The 20,733-nt window shown below is 59.6% G+C and carries 17 protein-coding genes; 3 read left to right on the top strand and 14 right to left on the bottom strand.

Annotated elements, in window-relative coordinates; translation table 11 throughout:
- The 7 genes from GUC32_RS16720 to GUC32_RS16690 all read right to left on the bottom strand — a co-directional run bounded on the left by GUC32_RS16720 (position 1) and on the right by GUC32_RS16690 (position 8,770).
- On the bottom strand, positions 1 to 1,026 hold the full coding sequence (locus GUC32_RS16720; RefSeq protein ID WP_015378535.1) for an ABC transporter permease: 1,026 nt from the start codon (positions 1,024 to 1,026) through the stop codon (positions 1 to 3).
- Complete coding sequence (locus tag GUC32_RS16715) at positions 1,023 to 2,114, bottom strand: microcin C ABC transporter permease YejB (protein ID WP_025303556.1); 1,092 nt, start codon at positions 2,112 to 2,114, stop codon at positions 1,023 to 1,025. The genes GUC32_RS16720 and GUC32_RS16715 overlap by 4 nt, the downstream gene beginning before the upstream one ends.
- Before the next feature lie 9 nt (positions 2,115 to 2,123).
- On the bottom strand, positions 2,124 to 3,932 hold the full coding sequence (locus tag GUC32_RS16710; protein WP_369435341.1) for an extracellular solute-binding protein: 1,809 nt from the start codon (positions 3,930 to 3,932) through the stop codon (positions 2,124 to 2,126).
- A gap of 89 nt (positions 3,933 to 4,021) precedes the next feature.
- Positions 4,022 to 5,608: a cyclic di-GMP phosphodiesterase gene (locus GUC32_RS16705; RefSeq protein ID WP_025303554.1), complete on the bottom strand. Its 1,587-nt coding sequence runs from the start codon at positions 5,606 to 5,608 to the stop codon at positions 4,022 to 4,024.
- Between the two features lie 412 nt (positions 5,609 to 6,020).
- Positions 6,021 to 6,596 (bottom strand): bifunctional murein DD-endopeptidase/murein LD-carboxypeptidase, encoded by a 576-nt coding sequence (mepS, locus tag GUC32_RS16700; RefSeq protein WP_025303553.1) that lies wholly within the window; start codon positions 6,594 to 6,596, stop codon positions 6,021 to 6,023.
- 410 nt (positions 6,597 to 7,006) lie between these two features.
- Positions 7,007 to 7,717, bottom strand: coding sequence for a phosphatase PAP2 family protein (locus GUC32_RS16695; RefSeq protein ID WP_025303552.1), 711 nt, complete (start codon positions 7,715 to 7,717; stop codon positions 7,007 to 7,009).
- 78 nt (positions 7,718 to 7,795) lie between these two features.
- Positions 7,796 to 8,770 carry a GTP-binding protein gene (locus tag GUC32_RS16690; RefSeq protein ID WP_025303551.1) on the bottom strand — a complete coding sequence of 325 codons (975 nt, stop codon included), beginning with the start codon at positions 8,768 to 8,770 and terminating at the stop codon, positions 7,796 to 7,798.
- A gap of 318 nt (positions 8,771 to 9,088) precedes the next feature.
- Here GUC32_RS16690 and GUC32_RS16685 point away from each other — a divergent pair, with 318 nt between their 5' ends.
- Positions 9,089 to 9,397 (top strand): type 1 fimbrial protein, encoded by a 309-nt coding sequence (locus GUC32_RS16685; RefSeq protein ID WP_004935734.1) that lies wholly within the window; start codon positions 9,089 to 9,091, stop codon positions 9,395 to 9,397.
- A 62-nt stretch (positions 9,398 to 9,459) separates the two neighbouring features.
- Here GUC32_RS16685 and GUC32_RS16680 read toward each other — a convergent pair whose 3' ends face one another.
- Positions 9,460 to 10,932, bottom strand: coding sequence for a mannitol dehydrogenase family protein (locus tag GUC32_RS16680; protein ID WP_197813416.1), 1,473 nt, complete (start codon positions 10,930 to 10,932; stop codon positions 9,460 to 9,462).
- Between the two features lie 293 nt (positions 10,933 to 11,225).
- Here GUC32_RS16680 and uxuA point away from each other — a divergent pair, with 293 nt between their 5' ends.
- Entirely contained in the window at positions 11,226 to 12,416 is a 1,191-nt protein-coding gene (uxuA, locus tag GUC32_RS16675) for a mannonate dehydratase (protein WP_025303549.1), read from the top strand.
- 43 nt (positions 12,417 to 12,459) lie between these two features.
- Here the strand turns inward: uxuA and yeiP are convergent, their stop codons facing one another.
- Both yeiP and mtr read right to left on the bottom strand, forming a co-directional pair.
- Positions 12,460 to 13,032, bottom strand: coding sequence for an elongation factor P-like protein YeiP (gene yeiP, locus GUC32_RS16670; protein ID WP_004935725.1), 573 nt, complete (start codon positions 13,030 to 13,032; stop codon positions 12,460 to 12,462).
- 126 nt (positions 13,033 to 13,158) lie between these two features.
- Positions 13,159 to 14,403 (bottom strand): tryptophan permease, encoded by a 1,245-nt coding sequence (gene mtr, locus GUC32_RS16665; RefSeq protein WP_025303548.1) that lies wholly within the window; start codon positions 14,401 to 14,403, stop codon positions 13,159 to 13,161.
- A 271-nt stretch (positions 14,404 to 14,674) separates the two neighbouring features.
- On the opposite strand from mtr, the gene GUC32_RS16660 reads away from it, so the two are divergent.
- Positions 14,675 to 14,929 (top strand): YkgJ family cysteine cluster protein, encoded by a 255-nt coding sequence (locus GUC32_RS16660; RefSeq protein ID WP_019453627.1) that lies wholly within the window; start codon positions 14,675 to 14,677, stop codon positions 14,927 to 14,929.
- On the opposite strand, the gene GUC32_RS16655 is transcribed toward GUC32_RS16660, so the two are convergent.
- The 4 genes from GUC32_RS16655 to GUC32_RS16640 all read right to left on the bottom strand — a co-directional run bounded on the left by GUC32_RS16655 (position 14,926) and on the right by GUC32_RS16640 (position 20,541).
- Positions 14,926 to 16,101, bottom strand: a complete 1,176-nt coding sequence (locus GUC32_RS16655; protein ID WP_043136428.1) for a sugar efflux transporter — start codon at positions 16,099 to 16,101, stop codon at positions 14,926 to 14,928. The two genes, GUC32_RS16660 and GUC32_RS16655, sit on opposite strands and share 4 nt — an antisense overlap.
- A 154-nt stretch (positions 16,102 to 16,255) precedes the next feature.
- The gene (gene torA / locus GUC32_RS16650; protein WP_025303546.1) at positions 16,256 to 18,730 is read right to left on the bottom strand and encodes a trimethylamine-N-oxide reductase TorA; all 2,475 of its coding nucleotides are present in this window, start codon (positions 18,728 to 18,730) and stop codon (positions 16,256 to 16,258) included.
- A 12-nt stretch (positions 18,731 to 18,742) separates the two neighbouring features.
- Positions 18,743 to 19,903: a NapC/NirT family cytochrome c gene (locus tag GUC32_RS16645; protein ID WP_043136424.1), complete on the bottom strand. Its 1,161-nt coding sequence runs from the start codon at positions 19,901 to 19,903 to the stop codon at positions 18,743 to 18,745.
- A 215-nt stretch (positions 19,904 to 20,118) separates the two neighbouring features.
- Positions 20,119 to 20,541 carry an NUDIX hydrolase gene (locus tag GUC32_RS16640; RefSeq protein WP_043136420.1) on the bottom strand — a complete coding sequence of 141 codons (423 nt, stop codon included), beginning with the start codon at positions 20,539 to 20,541 and terminating at the stop codon, positions 20,119 to 20,121.
- Positions 20,542 to 20,733: the final 192 nt, after the last annotated feature.

The following is a 20,733-nucleotide window of genomic DNA, read 5'->3' as shown; positions in this document are numbered from 1 at the left end:
TCAATGCGCCTTGCTGGGGTCAAAGGCGTCGCGCACCGCTTCGCCGATAAAGATTAATAACGACAGCAGCACAGCCAATACCAGGAAGGCGGTGATGCCGAGCCACGGCGCCTGCAGATTGTTTTTGCCTTGCAGCAGCAATTCGCCGAGCGACGGCGAGCCTATCGGCAGCCCGAAGCCGAGGAAATCGAGCGACGTCAGGGTGGTGATCGAGCCGCAAAGGATAAACGGCAGGAAGGTCAGCGTCGCCACCATGGCGTTGGGCAGCATATGGCGGGACATGATCACCCGATCCGGCACGCCCATGGCGCGCGCGGCGCGGATGTAGTCAAAATTGCGGGTGCGCAGGAATTCGGCGCGCACCACGCCGACCAGGCTCATCCAGCCGAACAGGATGGTGATGCCGAGCAGCCACCAGAAATTGGGTTGGACGATGCTCGACAGCAGAATGATCAGAAACAGCGTCGGCATGCCCGACCACACTTCGATAAAGCGCTGCCCCCACAGATCGAAACGCCCGCCGTAATACCCCTGGGTCGCGCCGACGCACACGCCGATCAGACTGGAAAACAGCGTCAACGCCAGGCCGAACAGCATCGAGATGCGAAAACCGTACAGCACCCGAGCCAGCACATCGCCGCCGTTGCTGTCGGTGCCCAGCAGGTTATGGCGCGAAGGCGGCGAAGGGAAGGGCACCTCGGTGGCGAAGTTGATGGTGTCGTAGCTGAAACGGATCGGCGCCCAGACCGCCCAGCCGTGCCGTTCGATCTGCCGCTGGACGAACGGATCCTGATAGTCGGCTTCGGTATTCAGTTCGCCGCCGAAGGCGGTTTCGCTGTAGCTAATCATAAACGGCAGGTATAACCGGCCTTCATAACGCACCAACAGCGGTTTGTCGTTGGCGATCAGATCGGCGGCCAGACTCAGGGTGAACAGCACTAGAAAGATCCACAGCGACCAGTAGCCGCGGCGGTTGCGGCGAAAGCGCGCCCAGCGCGCCTGGTTGATTGGGCTAAGGCGGCTCATTGGCGGGCCTCGAAGTCAATGCGCGGATCGACCAGGGTGTAGGTGACATCGCTGAGGATGTTCAACAGCAGGCCGATCAAGGTGAAGATATACAGCGTGCCGAACATCACCGGGTAGTCGCGCTGCAGCGTGGCGTCGTAGCCCAGCAGCCCTAGGCCGTTGAGCGAGAACATCACCTCAATCAGCAGCGAGCCGGTAAAGAACATGCTGATAAAGGTGGCCGGAAAACCGGCGATCACCAGCAGCATGGCGTTGCGGAACACGTGGCGGTACAGGATCTTTTTTTCGTCCAACCCTTTGGCGCGGGCGGTGGTGACGTACTGTTTGCGGATCTCATCGAGGAACGCGTTTTTGGTCAGCATGGTCAGGGTGGCGAAGCCGCCGATCACCGTCGCCAGCACCGGCAATGTGATGTGCCAGAGGTAGTCGGCGATCTTCGCCGGCCACGAGAGGGTGTCGAAGTTGCTGGACACCAGGCCGCGCAGCGGGAACCAGTCGAGGTAACTGCCGCCGGCGAACAGCACGATCATCAGGATAGCGAACAGGAAAGCCGGAATGGCGTAGCCGATGATGATCAGCGTGCTGCTCCAGGTATCGAATGCGCTGCCGTTGTGGACGGCCTTGCGGATGCCGAGCGGGATCGACACCAGATAAATGATCAGCGTGCTCCAAAGGCCCAGCGTGATGGAGACCGGCAAACTCTGGCTAATCAGTTGCATCACCGAAGCGCCGCGAAACAGGCTGTCGCCGAAGTCGAAGCGCATATAGTTCCACAGCATGGTGAAGTAACGCTCATGCAGCGGTTTGTCGAAGCCGTACCGTTGGGTGATCTCGGCGATCACCTCCGGATCCAGGCCGCGCGAACCGCGATATTGGCCGTCGCCTGCCGCGATGCCCGTCCGGGCATGGCCCAGGCCTTCGCCGACACCGCCGCTGCCAAAACCGCTGCCGTGCCCCAGCTCGATGGCGGCGATGGCCTGATCCACCGGGCCACCGGGCGCGATTTGCACGATAAAAAAGTTGATGGTGATGATCGCCCACAGCGTGGGGATCACCAATAACAGTCTGCGTATCAGATAGGCCGCCATTCCGACTCCTTATTGCCGCTGAGCCGGTAAGCGCGCCGCCTTGTTGACGTCGTACCACCAGTTGTCGAAGCCGATCGCATAGGCCGGGCGGATCGACGGCGTGGAGAATTTGTCCCAATAGGCATAGCGATCGTGGTTGGAGTACCACATCGGCAGCATGTAGTTGTTCCAGGTCAGCACCCGGTCCAGCGCGCGGCCGAGCGGCAACAGGGCTTTTTCATCGCCCTGATGGGCGGCGATTTGCCTGACCAGGCTGTCAACCGCCGGGTCCTTGACGCCGGGGGTGTTATAGCTGGAGTTGATGTACTCCGAATCCCAAATGATGCGTAAATTGGCGGTGGGGAACGGCATCGCCATGTACACCGTCGGCATCATATCGAAGTCGCGTTCGCGCATGCGGCGGGTGTACTGCGAGGCGTCAATCTCGCGGATTGCCATATCGATGCCCAACCGCTGCAGGTTGTGGCGGAACGGCAACACGTACTGGAAGTTGCTGCCGCTCAGCAGCATCAGCTCAAAGGTGAACGGCTGGCCGGTTTTCGCGTTGACTAAATTTTGATTTTTGACCACCCAACCGGCTTCTTTCAGCAGTTGGGTCGCCTTCAGCAGGTTTTGCCGATCGTTGCCGCTGCCGTCGGAGGAGGGCGGTTGGTAGATGCTGGTAAACACCTCTGGCGGTATCTGGCCTTTGAGCGGCGCCAGCAAGGCCAGTTCAGCGGCGTCCGGGTAGCCGCGGGCGGCGTAGGCGGTGTTTTGGAAATAGCTGTCGGCGCGCTGATAGGCGTTGTAATACAGCGCTTTGTTCATCCAGTTGAAGTCGAAAGCCAGGCCGATCGCTTCCCGTACCCGACGATCGGCGAACAGCGGTTTTTGCAGGTTAAACGCCAGCCAGCGGGTATTCTGTGCCGCCTGATTGGTTTCGTCCTGTTTGATGATGTAGTTGCGCGCGAAATTACCGCCCTGATACTGGGTGGCCCAGCTCTTGGGCGACGGCTCGATGCGGAAATCATAAGCGCCGGCCTTGAAGGCTTCCAGCGCCACTTTATCGTCCAGGTAATAATCGTAGCGAATGCTGTCGAAGTTATAGCGGCCGCGATTCACCGGTAGGTTGGCGGCCCAGTAGTCGCGCACCCGCTGATAGGTGATGTACTGGCCGAGGCGGTAATCGCCGATTTTGTACGGGCCGCTGGCGAGCGGCGGGGTGCTGAGCGGTTCGTTGAGCTTATGGTTTTTCCAGAAGCTTTCCGGCAATACGCGCAGGCTGAGCAGGCTGAGGATTTGATCGCGATTTGCCTTAGGCAGCTCGATGCGCACCGTCAGCCGGGAAATGGCCTTGACCGTGACGCCTTTGTAAAAGGAGCGAAACTGCGGTACGCCTTCGGTCATGAATTTATTGAAAGTAAAGGCCACGTCGGCGGCGGTGATCGGGCTGCCGTCCTGGAAGCGGGCGCGGGCGTTGATATCCAATTCCATCCAGCGCATGTCGGCCGGGAAACGGGCCGATTCGGCAATCAACGGGTAATAGCTGCCGGGTTCGTCGTCGGAGTTGGTGAACAGCGTATCGTACAGCTCCATCGTGCGCTCGCCGGGTACGCCGCGGGTAGCGAAACGGTTGAAGTTGTCGTAGGTGCCGATGGCCGCCAGCCGTACGTCGCCGCCTTTGGGCGCAGCCGGGTTGACGTAGTCGAAATGGCTGAAGTCGGTGGCGTATTTCGGTTCACCGAGCAGGGCGAAAGCGTAGCTTTCGTTGAGGGCTTCGGCCTGCAGACCGAAACTCAGTGCCGAGAGCACCAGAGCAGCGAAAATGCGCACGGACATCGGACGGTAAGCTCCTGCTGTGGAATAAGGTACAACCTGCGCCCAGCATAACATTCTTCGGGTGGGCGCAGGGTAAAGTTGCCTAAAGATTAACTATTTTTTTCCTGATAATCAAAGACCTGATTAGCATTGCAGTAAGCGACGAAATCATCGATGCTCAGCGGCTTGCTGAAGTAGTAGCCCTGCATGAAGTTGACGCCGTGTTCTTGCAGGAACTGCATCTGCTCGGCGGTTTCCACGCCCTCGGCCACCGTCAGCATTTTCAGCTTTTTCGCCAGTGAGATCACCGCATCCAGCACCGGCGCGGTGACCGTATCCTGGCCGATGGTGTTGACGAAGCCGCGATCGATCTTCAGGTAATCCATGGTGAAGCGCTCAAGATAGATCAACGCGCTGTGCCCGGTGCCGAAATCGTCCACCGCGATCTCGATACCCTGTTTGTGCAGCCAGTCAAACTCCGCCAGCGCGCTCTCTTCTTCCACCATGCCGCGTTCGGTGATTTCAAACACCAGCGTAAAGTAATCGCCCGGCAGCTGCGTCAGTAGTTCATACACGTCCTGATGGAACGACGGCGCGCTAAGGTGGGCGGGGGAAATATTGAGACCGACTTTGCCTCCCCGTGGCAGCGCTTTGGCGAGCTGCGGCGCATCTTCGGCGATCAGCCTGAACAGATGGCGGGTAAGCGGCACGATCAGCCCGTTGCTTTCGGCGTAGGGGATAAAGACATCGGGCGGGATGCGGCCCTCGAGCGGATGCTGCCAGCGGATCAGCGCTTCCAGCCCACCAATGCTGTTGCTGTCGGTATGGAACACCGGCTGGTATTCGATAAAGAACTCGTTGCGCTTGATGCCGCGCAGCAGCGCGCGCTCCGGGCTTTGCCGCAACAGCAGCATATAGTAGCAGAGCACGCCAATCATCAGCGACAGCACCAGGCTGCCCAGCAGCGTCAGGCGAATGTCATTGGGCGTCAGTTTCTCGTTGTAGAACAGGATGGTCAGCGGCAGATTGGGCATCGTCAGGGTATCCGCCTTGCCTTTCGGCAGTTGATCGACCGGCATCAGGTTTGGGCTGAAGGTGGTCAGGGCGCGGTTGCCCATCACGATGGCGATGCCCGGCGCCTGTTCGTCATGCGAGGTGAACAGTAAGTAGGGCATCAGATCGATGTCCAGCGTAGCGAGGATGCCGGTGGCCTTTTCGCCGGGATGCCGCAGCCAAACCGCAACCGCCGGTTTGTTCGGTACGATCGGCGTGCCCTGCTGCAGCTTCAGATCCAAAGGCAGATCCCAGTCGATTTCCTGGTAGAGATTTTTCATCGGCAACATCATGTCACCGGTGGCGGAAGAGCAATAGGCGTAGCCGCCTTTTACCAACAAGAAGGTGCGCACGCCGCTGGTAAAGGCCGCTTGGTAGGTAATATCCGACTGGCTGGAGAGGCAAGGCTTGTCCAGTAGCGGCATCATTTGCTGCATCACTGCCGTCAGGTGCGAGATATAACCCAGCGTGAATTTTTGCGTACGCGCTTCGACCTTGTGTTGATATTGCGTGCGCTGGTGGTTGATCAAAGAAAGCGTGACCGCAGTGAAGAGCGTAAAAAATACCAGGGCAGCGACACCGCTTTTAGCCAGGCTGCGCTGTCGGTGAGACACGCTGCGGGCAAAAGCTCTTTTCAAGCCCATAACCGAGTCCTCTGCAACCGGGCGTCAGGGGTGTCGCACAGCCAGTTAATGGATTGTGCCAACGGCTTTTTTTTCATTTTTGACTTTTTATCCCGAACCAACCGGCGGCGCCGTTTAAATACGCGACGTCGCCGACAGAAATATAATGCGCCTATTTTAAGCGGAAACGTTTTAAATAACGCCGGGGCGCCGTTGCCGTCATCTGACGATAATAGGCGAGTTTTTCCTCGATGGCGCGATTTCCTGCCAACAGTTTATCAAAATAACGACGTGCGGCAGTGTTAAGTGGGGAACGGTGACGATAAGGCAGGGATCAATCTTGATGATACCCATTCGACAGCCAAAAAAAACGCCGCCCGTAGGCGGCGCTTATCGCTCGTTTGGTATTCAGGATCTTCAGGGCGTTGCGCCGTCAGCCGTTGGTCAACACTCGGCGTGCTTCTCGATAACGTTTATTCCAATAGTTATCGGTCAGCTTGGAAATCATGACGCCACTGCTGGTAGAAGCGTGAACGAACTGATCGTTACCTAAATAGATGCCGACATGGCGCCCGGTAGAACCGGCGCGGAACAGCACTAAATCGCCGGCGCGCAGCTTGGTGCGCTGGATTTTCTTGCCGAGATCTTCCTGTTCATAGGTAGAACGCGGTAAATCCATACCGAACTGTTCGCGGAAGGTGCGCTGTACAAACGCCGAGCAATCGATGCCGCGCTTGGTGTCACCGCCTAAGCGGTAGCGAACGCCTTTCCAGTCCGCGTACTGATCCATAATCTTTGACTTGACGTCAACGTTGCGGACCATCGCTTCGAATTCATCCTGAGAGGCTTGCAGTAAAAGACCGTCTTTGTCATTAACTGCACGCATCTCAGTTTGTGCGTTATTCAAGTTCGAAGTGTGAGTCGAGCTGCACGCTGACAGCATAACCGCAGCGGCAATTGCAGGGACTACCCGCAAAAAATATCTCAGAAACGGTTGAGATTTGACCATTGTTGTTGTTTTCCCTTGAAGTCCTTAACGACGAAAGTCGCTACCTGAAAAATGCCAAACGGAACGAGCCTAGTCCGCACCTGTTGCATCGACAACCAGTTACCGTTGAAAACGTGCGAGAACGCACATTTTTATCGGATTCCATACTGATTCGACTTAAACCAGGCACAAACGCATCTGAGATTACCGGAACAAATAGGGGATTGCGAGCCTTTTTCCCGTCTTTTTTATATGAATTTGTGATGTAACATAATGTAAATCTTCATATAAAAAACGCCAATTGTCCGATGTATGAATCTGGCGTGAAATCAGGTTGCAAAAGCGTTAACGACTGGTGGCGACATTTTGCGCTCGGCGAAGGGGGAAAGGCCGGGAGGTGGGCACCTCCCGGTATGAGTCATAAATGCATATTATGGTTGGCTGGGACGGTGCTTGCCGGGCAACAGGCGGTTCAACCGATCGACGATCCAGTCGCTGCAAGGCGTCATCAGCACCCAGCTGGCACCAACCAGCACCACGGACAGCGAGCCGACGGCGATATCGGTAAACCAGTGGGCGCCAATCATCACGCGTGGCAATGAGAAGACCAGCGTAATCAGCAGGGCGATGGCAAAGGCGCCGCGGCCGAAATAGCGCAGCATAAAGCAGGAAAAAATAATCAGCATCATTCCGTGGTCGCCGGGGAAGCTGTCGCCGGAAGCGTCCTTAGTGGGGATGCCGGTCAGTTCGCTGACGCGATTGATATTGTCAAAGGTCAGGGTGGGGCTCGGATGCTTCACCGGCAGCAGATGGCCAAGCTGGTTCAGCACCACGGCGGTCAGCAGCATCACCACGCCGGTGATCACCAGACGGCGGCGGCCGGCGGCGTCCTGCTTCAGATAAAAGTACAGATACAGCAGCCCCATGGCGAGCAGCGAGATCGCGTCGAACGCGCGGTTGTTGGTGATGGCGACCAGGTGCAAAAACGCCGGGTCGGTGGCCAGATGGCGGTTAAAGAAGAAGAAGATCGCCGAATCCAGGGTAAACCAGCCGCCGTGATTGGCCGGCAGGAACCAGGACAGAAACAGCGCAACGCCCAGTAAATTGAAAAAGAGAATGAAGGGTAAATTGCGGCGTGTCATGACATAAACCTGTTGGAAAAATGAAAACGAAACAAAACCCGGTTGCCCTGCGACAACCGGGGGGCAACGGTACGGGGTTTAACTTAAACGAATCTTAAACAAGGCGGATTGCAGGGCGTTCCAATCGGCATTTTCGCTGTGGATCAGTTCAATTCGGCTGTCGAGCGGTGCGAGCGGGCGGGTTTCGATGTTGAGATCCTGCCCCTGGCGATTGATCAGCAATGTGCCTTCGGGGATGCGCACCACGCCTTTGATTCGTTCGACCGGCGCCAGCCGCACCCACTCCATGAAACCGACGGTATCGAACCGGGTGTCGCCGTCAAAAATCCAGCCGCAGCTGGTGAAGCCTTGCCCTTCGTTCAGCGCTCGCCGCCAACGGGCGTGTTCCGGCAGCCGCAGCGCCGCCAGCCCCTGCTTTTTCGCCTGACCATGATGATGCTGCGCGTCCGGCAATTCTGTACGATTTGTGCGAGGAAGTGACAACAGCGCGACATCTGCTTCGCCTTGCGCGATGGCGTAGCAGGGCCGCTGCAGCGAATCTTGCGCCCTCCAGGCTTCCAGCGCCAGTCTGTCTTGCGGTTGATAGGTGTCGTTTTTGCTGGCCAGAATAACGTCGGCCGCGGCCAGCTGATCGCGGAAATTTTCGTTGTCGCGGTAGCGGGGTTGGCTAAGCTGGCGGGCATCCAGCAGGCACAGCGTGGCCTGCAGATCGATCCAGCCGGCATAGCTCTCCTGGGTCAGCAGTGACAGGATTTGCTTCGGGTGTCCTAGCCCGGTCGGCTCGATCAGCAGCCGGTCCGGTTTGGCCTGTTGCAACAGCATATTCAAGCCCACCTGCATCGGCAGGCCGTTGACGCAGCACATGCAACCGCCGGGGATCTCTTTGAGCACCGCGCCGCTGTCCGCCAGCAGCGCGCCGTCGATGCCGATCTCGCCGAATTCATTGACCAATACCGCCCAGCGTTCATGTTCGGGTTTATGAGCCAGCAAATGGCGGATAGTGGTGGTTTTACCGCTGCCGAGGAAACCGGTAATCAAATTGGTTTTGGTCATTAATCATTCCTGGCGCAAAAATTAACCTGCTTAATAAATGAGTTACGCAGCCGTATCGGTGAAACGACCGCGATTTAATTTGTGCTCTATCTCGCAAATTTTGCACGTCACCCTGCGCTTTTCAACCGATAAAATCCACCTTTCTTTGCAAGAAAATTCTTAGATAAAACCCTGTATTAGATACGGTTAACTTTTGTTAGTAGCTTGTTTTTACATTGTTAATGACGCGATTAACGATCAAATCCTGTCCCTTTCCTTGCGATTATTCCTAACAAGATCCTCTATGGTTAAATTGGCTTAACTAAAAATGAGGTTGCCATGAATACCTTTCGGTTATTTTTGATCGTAGGAATGTTGTTTTCATGGACGGCAGTGAGTCAGGCAGGCGTGGCCGGCGGGGTAATTCGCTTCGTCGGCTCTATCGTTGAAAGTCCTTGCACGGTCAAGATTGCAGATTCTAAGGCGAATACGCAATGTTACCGCAACGGCCAGCATTATCAGGCCCAGCAAGCGTTGTCAGGTTTTGATACTACACGCAAAGAACTTCCGCTGAATCTTGGCACAACCGAAATGAAGTGGGTAGACCAACAGAAGAAACTTGCTGTTATGACGGTCGTTTATCGTTAAGTCGTTCCGCCATGCCGGCGTAACGTTACGCCGGCATGGTTATTCTCGGTCTTGCAGGCTCCTCACCGCATCACCCAATGCTTTACCGTTTCACGCGCACCGCGATCGCGCAGTGACAAATAGGCTTGCGTCACTGCGTCGGTAAACCCCCCATGCGTCGCCAGCGCTTCGCCGAACACCGGTTTGAGCGCCAGCAGCGCCGTTACGCGCCGCCGATCGTCCGGCGTGGCGGCGACAGTCTGTTGCAGCACATCTGCCAGCGGATCGCGAATGTCGATCGGCTGTCCGGCGTCATCGACGCCGCCGATGTAACGCATCCAGCCCGCCACGCCCAGCGCCAGCCCGCTATAGTCGCCGCCGTGCCGCAGATGCCAGCGCACGGCGTCCAGCAGACGCTGCGGTAGCTTCTGCGAACCGTCCATGGCGATCTGCCAGGTGAGGTGTTGCAGCGCCGGATTGCTGAAGCGCGCGATAAGCTGTGCGGCGTAGTCGGCCAGACTGATGCCGGTGACGCTCAGCGTCGGGGCCTGTTCGTCCAGCATCAATCGCAGGGCGGCGCGACGGTAGTGCTCATCCGCCATGCACTCGTTGATATAGCGGTAGCCGCCCAGGTAGCCGAGATAAGCCAGGAACGAGTGGCTGCCGTTCAGCATGCGCAGCTTCATGTGTTCAAACGGCAGCACATCGCTGACCAACTGGGCGCTGGCCAGCTCCCACGCCGGGCGTCCGGCGACGAAGTGGTCTTCCACCACCCATTGAATGAAGGGCTCGCAGGCGATAGCGCATTCGTCGCGCACGCCGCCCAGCGCGGCGGCGATCTCATCCAGCGTAGTCGGCGTGGCGGCCGGCACGATGCGGTCCACCATGGTGCAGGGGAAGGTGGCGGCGGCGGCGATCCAATCGGCGAGCGACGGATCCCGCGCCTGCGCCAGATCGAGCACCGCCCGGCGCAGCACGTGGCCGTTCTCCGGAATATTGTCGCAGGAGAGCAGGGAAAAGGCGGGCAGGCCGCGTTCGCGCCGCAGCCGCAGCGCCTCTACCACAATGCCGGGCACAGTCTGCGGCTGATGCGGCGCCGCCAGATCGGCGACGATCCCCGGATGCTGCCAATCCAGTTGCCCGTTGCCGGGCTCGATGCAGTAGCCTTTTTCGGTGATGGTCATCGAGACGATTGCCACCTGCGGCTCTGCCAGCTTCTCCAGCACTGCGGCGATGCCCTCCAGCTTGCGGTGCAGGCTTTCATGCACCGCGCCGATCACAATGGCCTGATGGCCGTCCGCGCCTTTCTCCAGCACGCTGTACAGATGATCCTGCTGCCGCAGCGCCTCAAACAGCGGCACGCCGCCAGACAGGCTGATTTCGCAAATGCCCCAGTCGCCGCCCTGGGCGTTCAATACCCGATCCGTCAGTAGCGCTTGATGTGCGCGGTGGAAAGCGCCGAAACCCAGGTGCACGATACGGCTGCGCAGGGCACGGCGATCATAGTTCGGTTGCCGGACGGTGCCCGGTAGCGGGGTGTTGGCGATCGTTTTCATCTCATCTCCAAAGCGTGTAGGACAGCTGGCGGGCCACTTGCATCAAGTTAGCGGACCAGTTTGCCGCCGTATGGGCAGGGTGGCGCCGGCGATAAAAAACTGCGACCAGTGTAGGTCTGTCGACAAGTTAAAGGAATTGGCCAGTCCAAAATAAGCCAAAATCGTGAAGTGGATCAACCAATGCGCGGTTCACTTTTGACAGCGCGTTGCGAAAGAGTACCTTAAAGGTAACTGACATCTACGTTAAACTGGTATAACAGCATCGCGATGCGAGACAGGCATAAGGACAAAACATGGAACAAACATGGCGTTGGTATGGCCCGAACGATCCGGTCTCTTTGGATGATGTGCGTCAGGCCGGGGCGACCGGAGTCGTGACGGCGCTGCATCATATCGCGAACGGCGAAGTCTGGCCGATTGATGAGATCCGCGCGCGCCAGACGTTACTGGCGGAAAAAGGACTGGTGTGGTCGGTGGTGGAGAGCGTGCCGGTGCATGAGGAAATCAAAACTCACAGCGGTGACTGGCAGCGGCATATCGCCCATTACCAGCAGACGCTGCGCAACCTGGCGGTCTGCGGCATCGATACCGTCTGCTATAACTTCATGCCGATCCTCGACTGGACGCGCACCGATCTGGCCTATTCGCTGCCGGACGGCGCCAAAGCGCTGCGTTTCGATCAGATCGCCTTCGCCGCGTTCGAGCTGCATATCCTGCAGCGCGCCGGCGCCGAGGTGGACTATACGCCGCAAGAGCGCAGTCAGGCGGCAGCCTATTTCGCCGCCATGAGCGAGGAGGAGAAAGCCACGCTGACCGGCAATATCATCGCCGGCCTGCCGGGAGCGGAAGAAGGCTATACGCTGGATCAGTTCCGCCGCCGCCTGGCGGAATACGACGGCATCGACAAGGCGCAATTGCGCGAAAACATGGCGGTCTTTCTGCGCGCCATCGTGCCGGTGGCGGAAGAGGCCGGCATCCGGCTGGCGGTGCATCCCGACGATCCGCCGCGGCCGATCCTCGGCCTGCCGCGCATCGTCTCCACGATTGAAGACATGCAGTGGCTGAAGCAGACCGTCGACAGCATTCATAACGGTTTCACCCTGTGCACCGGTTCCTACGGCGTGCGCGCCGACAACGATCTGGTGCGGATGATTGAAACCTTCGGCGATCGCATTCACTTCACCCACCTGCGCGCCACCTGCCGCGAGGAGAACCCGAAAAGCTTCCACGAGGGGGCGCACCTGCAGGGCGATGTGGACATGGTGGCGGTGATCGAAGCGATCCTGACCGAAGAGCTGCGTCGGCAACGGGCCGGCGATCGGCGGCCGATCCCGATGCGCCCCGATCATGGGCATCAGATGCTGGACGATTTGAAAAAGAAAACCAATCCGGGCTATTCGGCCATCGGGCGGTTGAAAGGGCTGGCGGAGTTGCGCGGCGTCGAGCTGGCGCTCAAGCGGCGTTTTTTCCCGGAGTTGCCGTAGCGGAAAATGAAACGGGGCCAAGACTCGGCCCCGTTGGCACCGACTAGTCGGCGCGGCTCATGTAGCGGCGTTCGGCGATATGAATGCGAATTTTGTCGCCGGCGCTGAGGTATTCCGGCACGTGGATCACCAGACCGGTCGCCATGGTGGCTGGTTTGTTGCGGGCGCTGGCGGAGGCGCCTTTGATGCCCGGCGCGGTCTCGACGATTTCCATATCTACGGTCTGCGGCAGCTCCAGCGCCAGCACCTGGCCATCCAGCGTCAGCACCTGCATGCCCGGCAGGCCGCCTTCCGGAATGAACAGCAGCTCGTCTTCGATCTGGTCTTTCTTGAAGATGTACGGCGTGTAATCTTCGTCATCCATAAACACGTATTCTTCGCCGTCGATATAGGAGAAGTTCACCTTGCGGCGCGACAGGGAAATGGTGTCCAGGATATCGTCGCCCTTGAAGCGTTCTTCCACTTTCAGGCCGGTGCGCACGTCGGAGAAGCGCATTTTGTACAGGGTGCTGGCGCCGCGGGCGCTCGGGCTCTGCACGTCGATATCTTTTACCAGCAGCAGCTTGCCGTTGTAGCTGATCGCCATGCCGCGTTTAATTTCGTTAGCTCTTGCCATTTCAATTCATCCGCAATGAAGAGTATTAGAGAAGTTGCGACAAGGTACTCGCGCCACCGATTTCAGGCAATAGCCCGGCGCAAAAACAGTGCGGGAAAGGGAGGGCGGCCGCCCTCCCGTCGGGGATTAGTGGAAGACCGGCAGCAGGCCGAAAAGCGACAGAATATGCGCGGCGGCGTTGATCAAGCCGAACAGGATGACGAACAGGATCACGCCGTTACCGCCCGGTGCGCGGTAACCCGCCTGCGGATAGCGGCGGCGGCTGGCGCGCGCCATCAGCGCCGGCACGATCACCGCCCAGATGGTGGCCGCCAGCCCGGCAAAGCCGATGGCGTACAGAAAACCGTTCGGGAACAGCAGCGCGGCCAGGGTCGGCGGCACAAAGGTCACCAGCGCGGTCTTGCTGCGCCCGACGGCGTCGTCCTTAAACTTGCAGAAGTCCGCCAGGTAGTCGAACAGGCCCAGCGACACGCCGAGGAACGAGCTGGCCAGCGCCATATAGGAGAAGGCGTTCAGCAGTTGGCTGACGGTCTGGCTGCTGGAGACGTTGCCCATTTGCTTGAGCAGGCTGCCGATATTGCCGCCTTCGGCGATCACCTGCTTAAAGGCATCGCGCGCGATATTGCCCTGAATCACATACTGCCACAGGATGTAGATAGCCAATGCCAGCAGGGTGCCGTACACCAGGCTGCGCACCACGGAGCTGCTGTCCTTGTGGTAGTACTTCACCAGCCCGGGAATGTTGCCGTGGTAGCCGAACGAGGTCAGCAGGTAAGGCAGCGCCGCCAGGGCGTAAGGCAGATAGCTGGCCTGGTCATCGCCGGTGTTGAACAGCACCGCGGGCTGCACGTGGGTGAACATGTCGCCCACGGACATCACGAAGGTGATCACCATGCCGCCGATCAGAATGGTGCTCAGGCGGTCGACCGCGCGGGTGGAGAGCCAGACGATAAACGCCACGACCAGTGCGAAGACCAGGCCGGCGGTGGTCTGGCCGACGCCGACGATGCCCTCCAGCGTATGCGCGATAATCGAGCCGCCGGCGGAGATATAGGCGTAGGTCAGGATGTAGAGTACGAACGCCACCGACAGGCCGTTCACGGCGTTCCAGCCCTTACCCAGCAGATCCTTGACCATGGTGTTGAAGCTGGCGCCGCTCGGGTAGTGCAGCGTGGCTTCGAGGATCATCAGGCCAGAAAGCAACATGCAGGCCCAGGTATACACCAGCAGCGCGACGGAGCCGCTGAACCAGACACCGGAAGTGACGATCGGAATGGAAAACATGCCGGCGCCAACGGCGGTTCCGGCAATGATCATCGCGCCGCCGAGGACGGAAGGGCGGGCCAGCTTCTGGATGGTGTCCGTAGACATGCGTGCTCCTGATGGAAGAAGTTCTTTTGTACTAGCTCAATGGTACATTGGTGCATGGCGCATGTAAAGCGGGGGGATTGCACGTTTCACGCGTTTTTGTCTTTAAATTGCGGCTTTTTGGGCGTTTACTCGCCAGGCGGCGAATCAGCCGGGGTAAGACGGTTGCGGGACGAGTGTAAAGATCGCAGGGGCGCAGGGATTCTGCTGGCGGCCACCGCGCGCGGCTGCTATTGTCGCGCTTCTTTTCCCCAGCCCACCAGGAGTAGCGCTGATGGACTGTCGCAGCGACTGCGGCGCCTGCTGTATCGCGCCGTCAATATCCAGCCCGATCCCCGGCATGCCGAACGGCAAGCCCGCCAATACCCGCTGCATTCATCTGGATGAACAGCTGCGCTGCGGCCTGTTTCATTCGCCGCTGCGGCCGAAAGTGTGCGGCAGCCTGCAGCCGAGCCGCGATATGTGCCACGATCACCGCGATCAGGCGCTGATCTACCTCGCCAGGCTGGAAGCGGACACCGCGCCCTAAACTTCCCTCAGCTTCCACAGACACAGCGTCGCACCTGCCGCCATCGCCAGCGCGGCGTAAAATACCGCATGGTAGTTCCAGATTTCCGCCACCGCACCGGCGATGGCGCCGGCAATGACCCAGCCGACCCGAATGGTGTTGGTGAACAGCGTGGTGGCCGTGCCGGCCTGGCCGGGCATCAAATCCTGGAAGTAGAGCATGCCGATCCCCGCCAGCACGCCGATAAACGCCGCATTCAGCAGCTGCAGGGCGATGAGTTGCCAACTGCCGGTGATAAACAGCAGGCTGCAATAGAACAATACGCCGGCGACGGCGGCGCCGCGCATCAAACAACGCTTGCCGCAGCGTTTCGCCACCAGACCGGCGATCAGCATGATCGGGATTTCCAGCCCGGCGGCGGTGCCCATCAGCACGCCGACCAGCCGCTCCGGCAGCCGCAGTTCGTGCACCATATACAGCGGCATGTTGATCAGGTACATGCTGTTGGCGGTCCACATCAAAGTGCTGGCGCCAAACAGCAGTAGCGCATCGCGGCGATGCTGGCGCGGTGCGGCCAGGGGCGCACTCGCCGCGGCAGTTTTCGGCATGGAAGGCAGCCGTTTCCACACCAGCAGGCCGCACAGCACAAAGGCCGCCGCGCCCGCCAGATACATGGCCTTGAAGCCGAAGCCCAGCGCCAGCGCGAAGGCGATCGGCGGGCCAATGACCCAGGCGAGCGAGACCTGGGCGCGCATGATGGAGGTGAACATGACCGCCTCGCGGCCGGTGCGATCGGCGTGTTCGCGCGCCAGAGCGAACATTTGCGGGTTAGCGGTGGAGCCGAAGCTGGTGAGCAGTACGCCGACGAGCAGCAGCAGGTAATAGTTGCGGCTCCAGGCGAACAGCGTGAACCCCAGCGCACCCAGCATGCAACAGAGAAAAATCAGTGATTTGCGGTCGCCTTTTTTATCCGAGCGGCCGGCGAGAAACTGGCTGACCAGAATGCCGATCACCGCGCTGCCGGTAAAGAATAGCCCGACCAGCGCCGGCCGCACCTTGACCTCGGTTTCCAGAAACAGGCTCAGCGTCGGGGTTTGCAGGGCGCCGGCGATGCCGGTAAGAAACGCCACCGCCAAAAAGGCCAGCGAAGTGAGATCGGGCGCGCGTCGCGTTACTGCGGATGAAGTCGGCATGGTGGTTGAGAATTCGTCGAAAAAGGAAGGTCGCGCGCATCATACGCCCGTTGAAATGAAACGCAAACCGCTCCTTTGCGGCGAAGGGTAAACGGATATGTCGCGCGGCGACGAGAAAAAAGGGGCGCGTTGCGCCCCCTTGCTTGCTGGTAAATCAGGCGCCTTGCGGCACCGCGTGCGCGGTATTTTTCAGCGCCGGCCCCTGATATTTCTCGATCTGCAGCTGCGCCATCTGCCCGCAGTTGCCCTGCGCCAGGCTGGAAGAGCCGATGTCGAAGGTCAGGCAGTTGACGTTACCGTTCTTGCACAGCGAGCCGGGCTGCGCCGGATCGGCCGGATCGAACCAGGCGCCTTCGCTGATGCGCACCACGCCGGGCCGCACGTCTTCGCTGACCACCGCGCCCACCAGGATCTGGCCGCGATCGTTGTACGCCCGTACCAGATCGCCGCCAGTGATGCCGCGCGGCTGCGCGTCCTGCGGGTGGATCAGGATCGCTTCACGATCCGCTACCGCGTATTTCTCGCGCAGCGGCGTGTTGTCGAGCTGAGAGTGCAGCCGGTTGGTCGGGTGCGCGGTATTGAGCGACAGCGGATACTTGGCCGCTTCCGGCCCGCGATACCACTCGTGCGGCGGCATCCAGGTCGGGATGCCGGGGCAATCCGCATAATGCATTTTGGCGATCGCGTCGGAGTAGATCTCGATCTTGCCCGACGGCGTGCCCAGCGGGTTCAGCAGCGGGTTGTCACGATAATCGGCGAAGCGCACCCACTGCTTATTGGCCTCGGGCACCGGGAAACGCACGTAGTTATTGGATTGCCAGAACATGTCGAACGGCGGCAGCGCCACCCGCGCGGCGCGCGCCTGGTTTTTCATGTCGTCATACATGCCTTTCAGCCACTGGGTTTCATCCTTGCCCTCGGTAAAGGCCTCCTGCACGCCCAGCCTGGCCGCCATCGCCGAGAAGATGTCGAAGTCACTGCGCGATTCGTGCTGCGGCGGCACGCATTGATGCATCGGGAACACATAGAGCTGCGAATAGTCACCCCCCATCTCCAGATCGTTGCGCTCGTAGCTGGTGGTGGCCGGCAGCACGATATCGGCATGCTTGGCGGTGGCGGTCCAATAAGGTTCGTTGACCACGATGGTGTCCGGCCGCTGCCAGGCTTTGACCAGGTTATTGGTGTCCTGATGCTGGTGGAAGGTGTTACCGCCCGCCACATACACCATTTTCACCTCGGGGTAGGTGACCTTGGCGCCGTTGAAGTCGATGGTTTTGCCCGGGTTGCTCAGGCATTCGGCGATGCGCGCCACCGGGATCGGCGCCGGTGAGTTTTTCGGCGCATTGCCGGCGGAGATGCCGGCGATGATGCCACCCTTGGCGGTTGGGCTACCGCCGGACGAATAGTGGTAGCTGAAGCCGAAGCCGCCGCCCGGCAGGCCGATTTGGCCGAGCATCGCCGCCACCGTCACCAGCAGCCAGTGCTGCTGTTCGCCGTGGTGCTGGCGCTGAATGCCCCAGCCGCCCATGATCATGGTGCGGCTCTTCGCCATCTCGCGCGCCAGCGCGCGCAGCGTGTCGGCATCGACGCCGCTGATGTCGGCCGCCCATTCGGCGGTTTTCGCCACGCCGTCGCTCTCGCCCAGCAGGTAGGCCTGGAACTTGTCGAAGCCGACGGTGTAGGTTTTCAGGAAGTCCGGGTTATGCAGCTTCTCGGTCAGAAGCGTGTGGGCGATGCCGATCAGCATGGCGCCGTCGGTGTAAGGGCGCGGGGCGATCCACTGCGCATTGACGAACTTGGCGCTGTCGTTGTGCACCGGATCGATGCTGATCACCCGGGTGCCTTTTTTCTTCAGCGCTTCGAAACCGGTCTGGCCGACGTGATCCGGCACGTTCCAGCTATTTTTCAGCGTGACCATCGGGTTGCAGCCCCACAGGATCACCAGCTCGCTGTTTTCGATCACGTTCGGCCAGGCGGTCTGCTGTTCGTAGACCTCCATCGAGCCGACCACGTGCGACATGATCACCTGCGCCGCGCCGGTGGAGTAGTCGCCGGCGTAGCCGAGGAAGCCGCCGGTCAGGTTCATCAGGCGCTGCAGCAGCGTGCGGCTGTTGTGCAGCATGCCGACGCTTTTCCAGCCGTAGGAACCGGCGTAGATCGACTGCGGGCCGTGATCTTTCTGCAGGCGGGTGATCTCATTGCACACCAGCTCGGTCGCTTTATCCCAGCTGACGCGCACCCACTCGTCGCGGCCGCGCAGCTCGGTACGGCTGCCGGGGCCGCCTTCCAGCCAGCTTTTACGCACCATCGGGTATTTGATGCGGTTCTCGGCGTGCACCTGATAAGGCGCCATGGTGATCAGCTCATTGGGATACGGATCGTCCTGCACCGGCTGCACGCCGACCATCTTGCCGTCCTGCACGATGGCCTCAAACGCGCCCCAGTGGGCGCCGGTCAGGATGCCTTTTTGCGCCTGACGCAAGACGATGAACTGCGGCAGCGCTTCGCTGATGGCCTGCGCCAGTGCCGCTTTGGGCCATAAGCCCGCCAGCAGCGGGGCGGCGGTCAGCGCGGCGGCGCCGGTCAGAAAGCGGCGGCGGCTCATGGTTAACGGTTGTTGGTTGCTCATTGCGCTTCTCCCTTAAAGCTTGGCCGGTGCGGCAGGTGGCATGTCGCTGGCGTGTTTTTGTACGTATTGTGTCAGCACGCGCAGCTGTTCCTGCGTCAGCGAGGTTCGCGGTGCCATGCCTTTGATGACGCCGATCCATTGGTTGGCGTTGAAGCGATCGAGCGCGGTCAGCCCGTGACAGCCGGTGCAGTTGGCCGACATCATGTCCGCGGCGTAGCGCCAGATTTTTTGCTGATCGTCGATCAGCTGCTTGCGCGGCAGCCACACCTGCAGAGAGACCTGATGCCAGACCAGGCCGGTTTCCGCATCGGTCTGGGTGGACGCGGTCTTCAGCTGTTTGCGCGCGTCTTCACCCAGCAGCACGCTGAGGATGCGCTTGCCCTGCGCGGCGTAGAACACTTCGCTGACCCCGTCTTGCTGCCAGCCGCTCACGGTGGCCAGCACCTTGTCGCCCTCCTGTTTCACCACCTGCACTTCGGTGGACGGCATCAGGTTGCCGGCATTATGGCTGTCGTCTGCGCTGAGGAAGAACGGTTCGGTGGCGATGGTGTAGAGGGTGGTGGCGCCCGGTGCGGTCAGCGCTGCGGCCTTGGCCAGCTCGGCGGCGCCAGCCTGGGTTTCGCCGCTCATGTCCGGCAGGATGTGGGCCACGCCTTTATGGCAGTCGATGCAGGTTTCGCCCTGTTTGATCGCCACCGGGTGCTGCAGGCGCGCCTCAGGGCGCTGGGCGGTGATGTCCATGGCGTCGTAGCTGTGGCAGGAACGGCAGGTGGCCGAATCGTTTTCTTTCAGCGTCTTCCAGACCGACTGCGCCATCGCCAGCTTGTGCGCTTCGTATTTTTCCGGCGTATCGATGGTGCCGACCATCTCGCCGTAGATGTCTTTTACCGCGCGGATCTTGGTCCACAGGTAATCGATCGGCTGATGGGGGACGTGGCAGTCGGCGCACTCGGCGCGGATGCCCTTGGTGTTTTGGAAGTGGACGCTGCCCTGATATTCGGCCAGCGGTTGTTGCATGGTGTGGCAGGAAACGCAGAAGGCGGTATCGCTGGTTTTATGGAATACGGTGGCAGTCCCGGCCAACAGCGCCGCGCCGAGGATAATCCCCAGCAGCAAAAGCCATAACCATCCCCACCGGCGCTTTTTTTCAAAGCCAGTCAGTTTTTTGCTCATGGTAAACCCGCTTATAATTATGAATTTAAAATAAAATCTTGCCAAAAGGCCACCGACCGGAGGTCAGAATGCCACGTCGATTGCAGGGGTAATAATAGAAGAGGGTTAACCCCATGGGGTTATCCGTAGTCAAAAAAATGGTTTATATCGCAAAAAATAGCGTTATATTCTAATTTATATAGCGGTGGGGCGGCGCAGCACGCGCTCGCGATGGGTCAGGCCGTGGGCAGATAGGCCTGGCCGCTCAGCCACAGGCGGATCGCTGTGCGGCTGGCTTCGAAATGGGGTTCCGGCAGAGAGTCTGGCGCGCACCAACGCCATTCGGCGCATTTTTCGGGTTCTTTCAGCTCCGCTTCGCCGCCGGGGTGATCCACCTGCAGGCAGATAGACACGGTGTGTTTGCCTTCGGCGTGCCAGGTTTGCAGATTGTTGCTGACGCCAACGAAGCGCGGCGGATCGATGATCAACCCGGTTTCTTCGGCAATTTCGCGCTGGGCGCACTGCTCGAAGGTTTCACCGGCATCCAGATGCCCGCCGGGGATCGACCAAAAGGGCGCGTGGGAGCCGCAGCGTTTGCCCAGCAAAATCTCGCCTTGCGGGTTGACGATGATCACCCCGACGCCCGTCACTACGTTCATGCTTTTCTCCGTCAGCAAAGTTTCAGCACAGTATGTCATTTTGCCCCGGCGCTGACCAATGCGCCGATGAAAGTGTGCGTAAGCTCAAAAATCTGCAATGGCGAAAGGGAGAAAGCTTGCTTTCATCTTGCGCTGCTTACACACTCCTTGAAACGTTTCAGCGTTATCCGACCGCTTGTGGGCAGCGGGTAA

The organism is Serratia sp. NGAS9, from assembly GCF_009905295.1.
GTDB classification, from domain to species: Bacteria; Pseudomonadota; Gammaproteobacteria; order Enterobacterales; family Enterobacteriaceae; genus Serratia; species Serratia bockelmannii.
The sequence above is the reverse complement of the archived record's forward strand: the minus strand, read 5'-3'. Positions and strand labels throughout refer to the sequence as shown.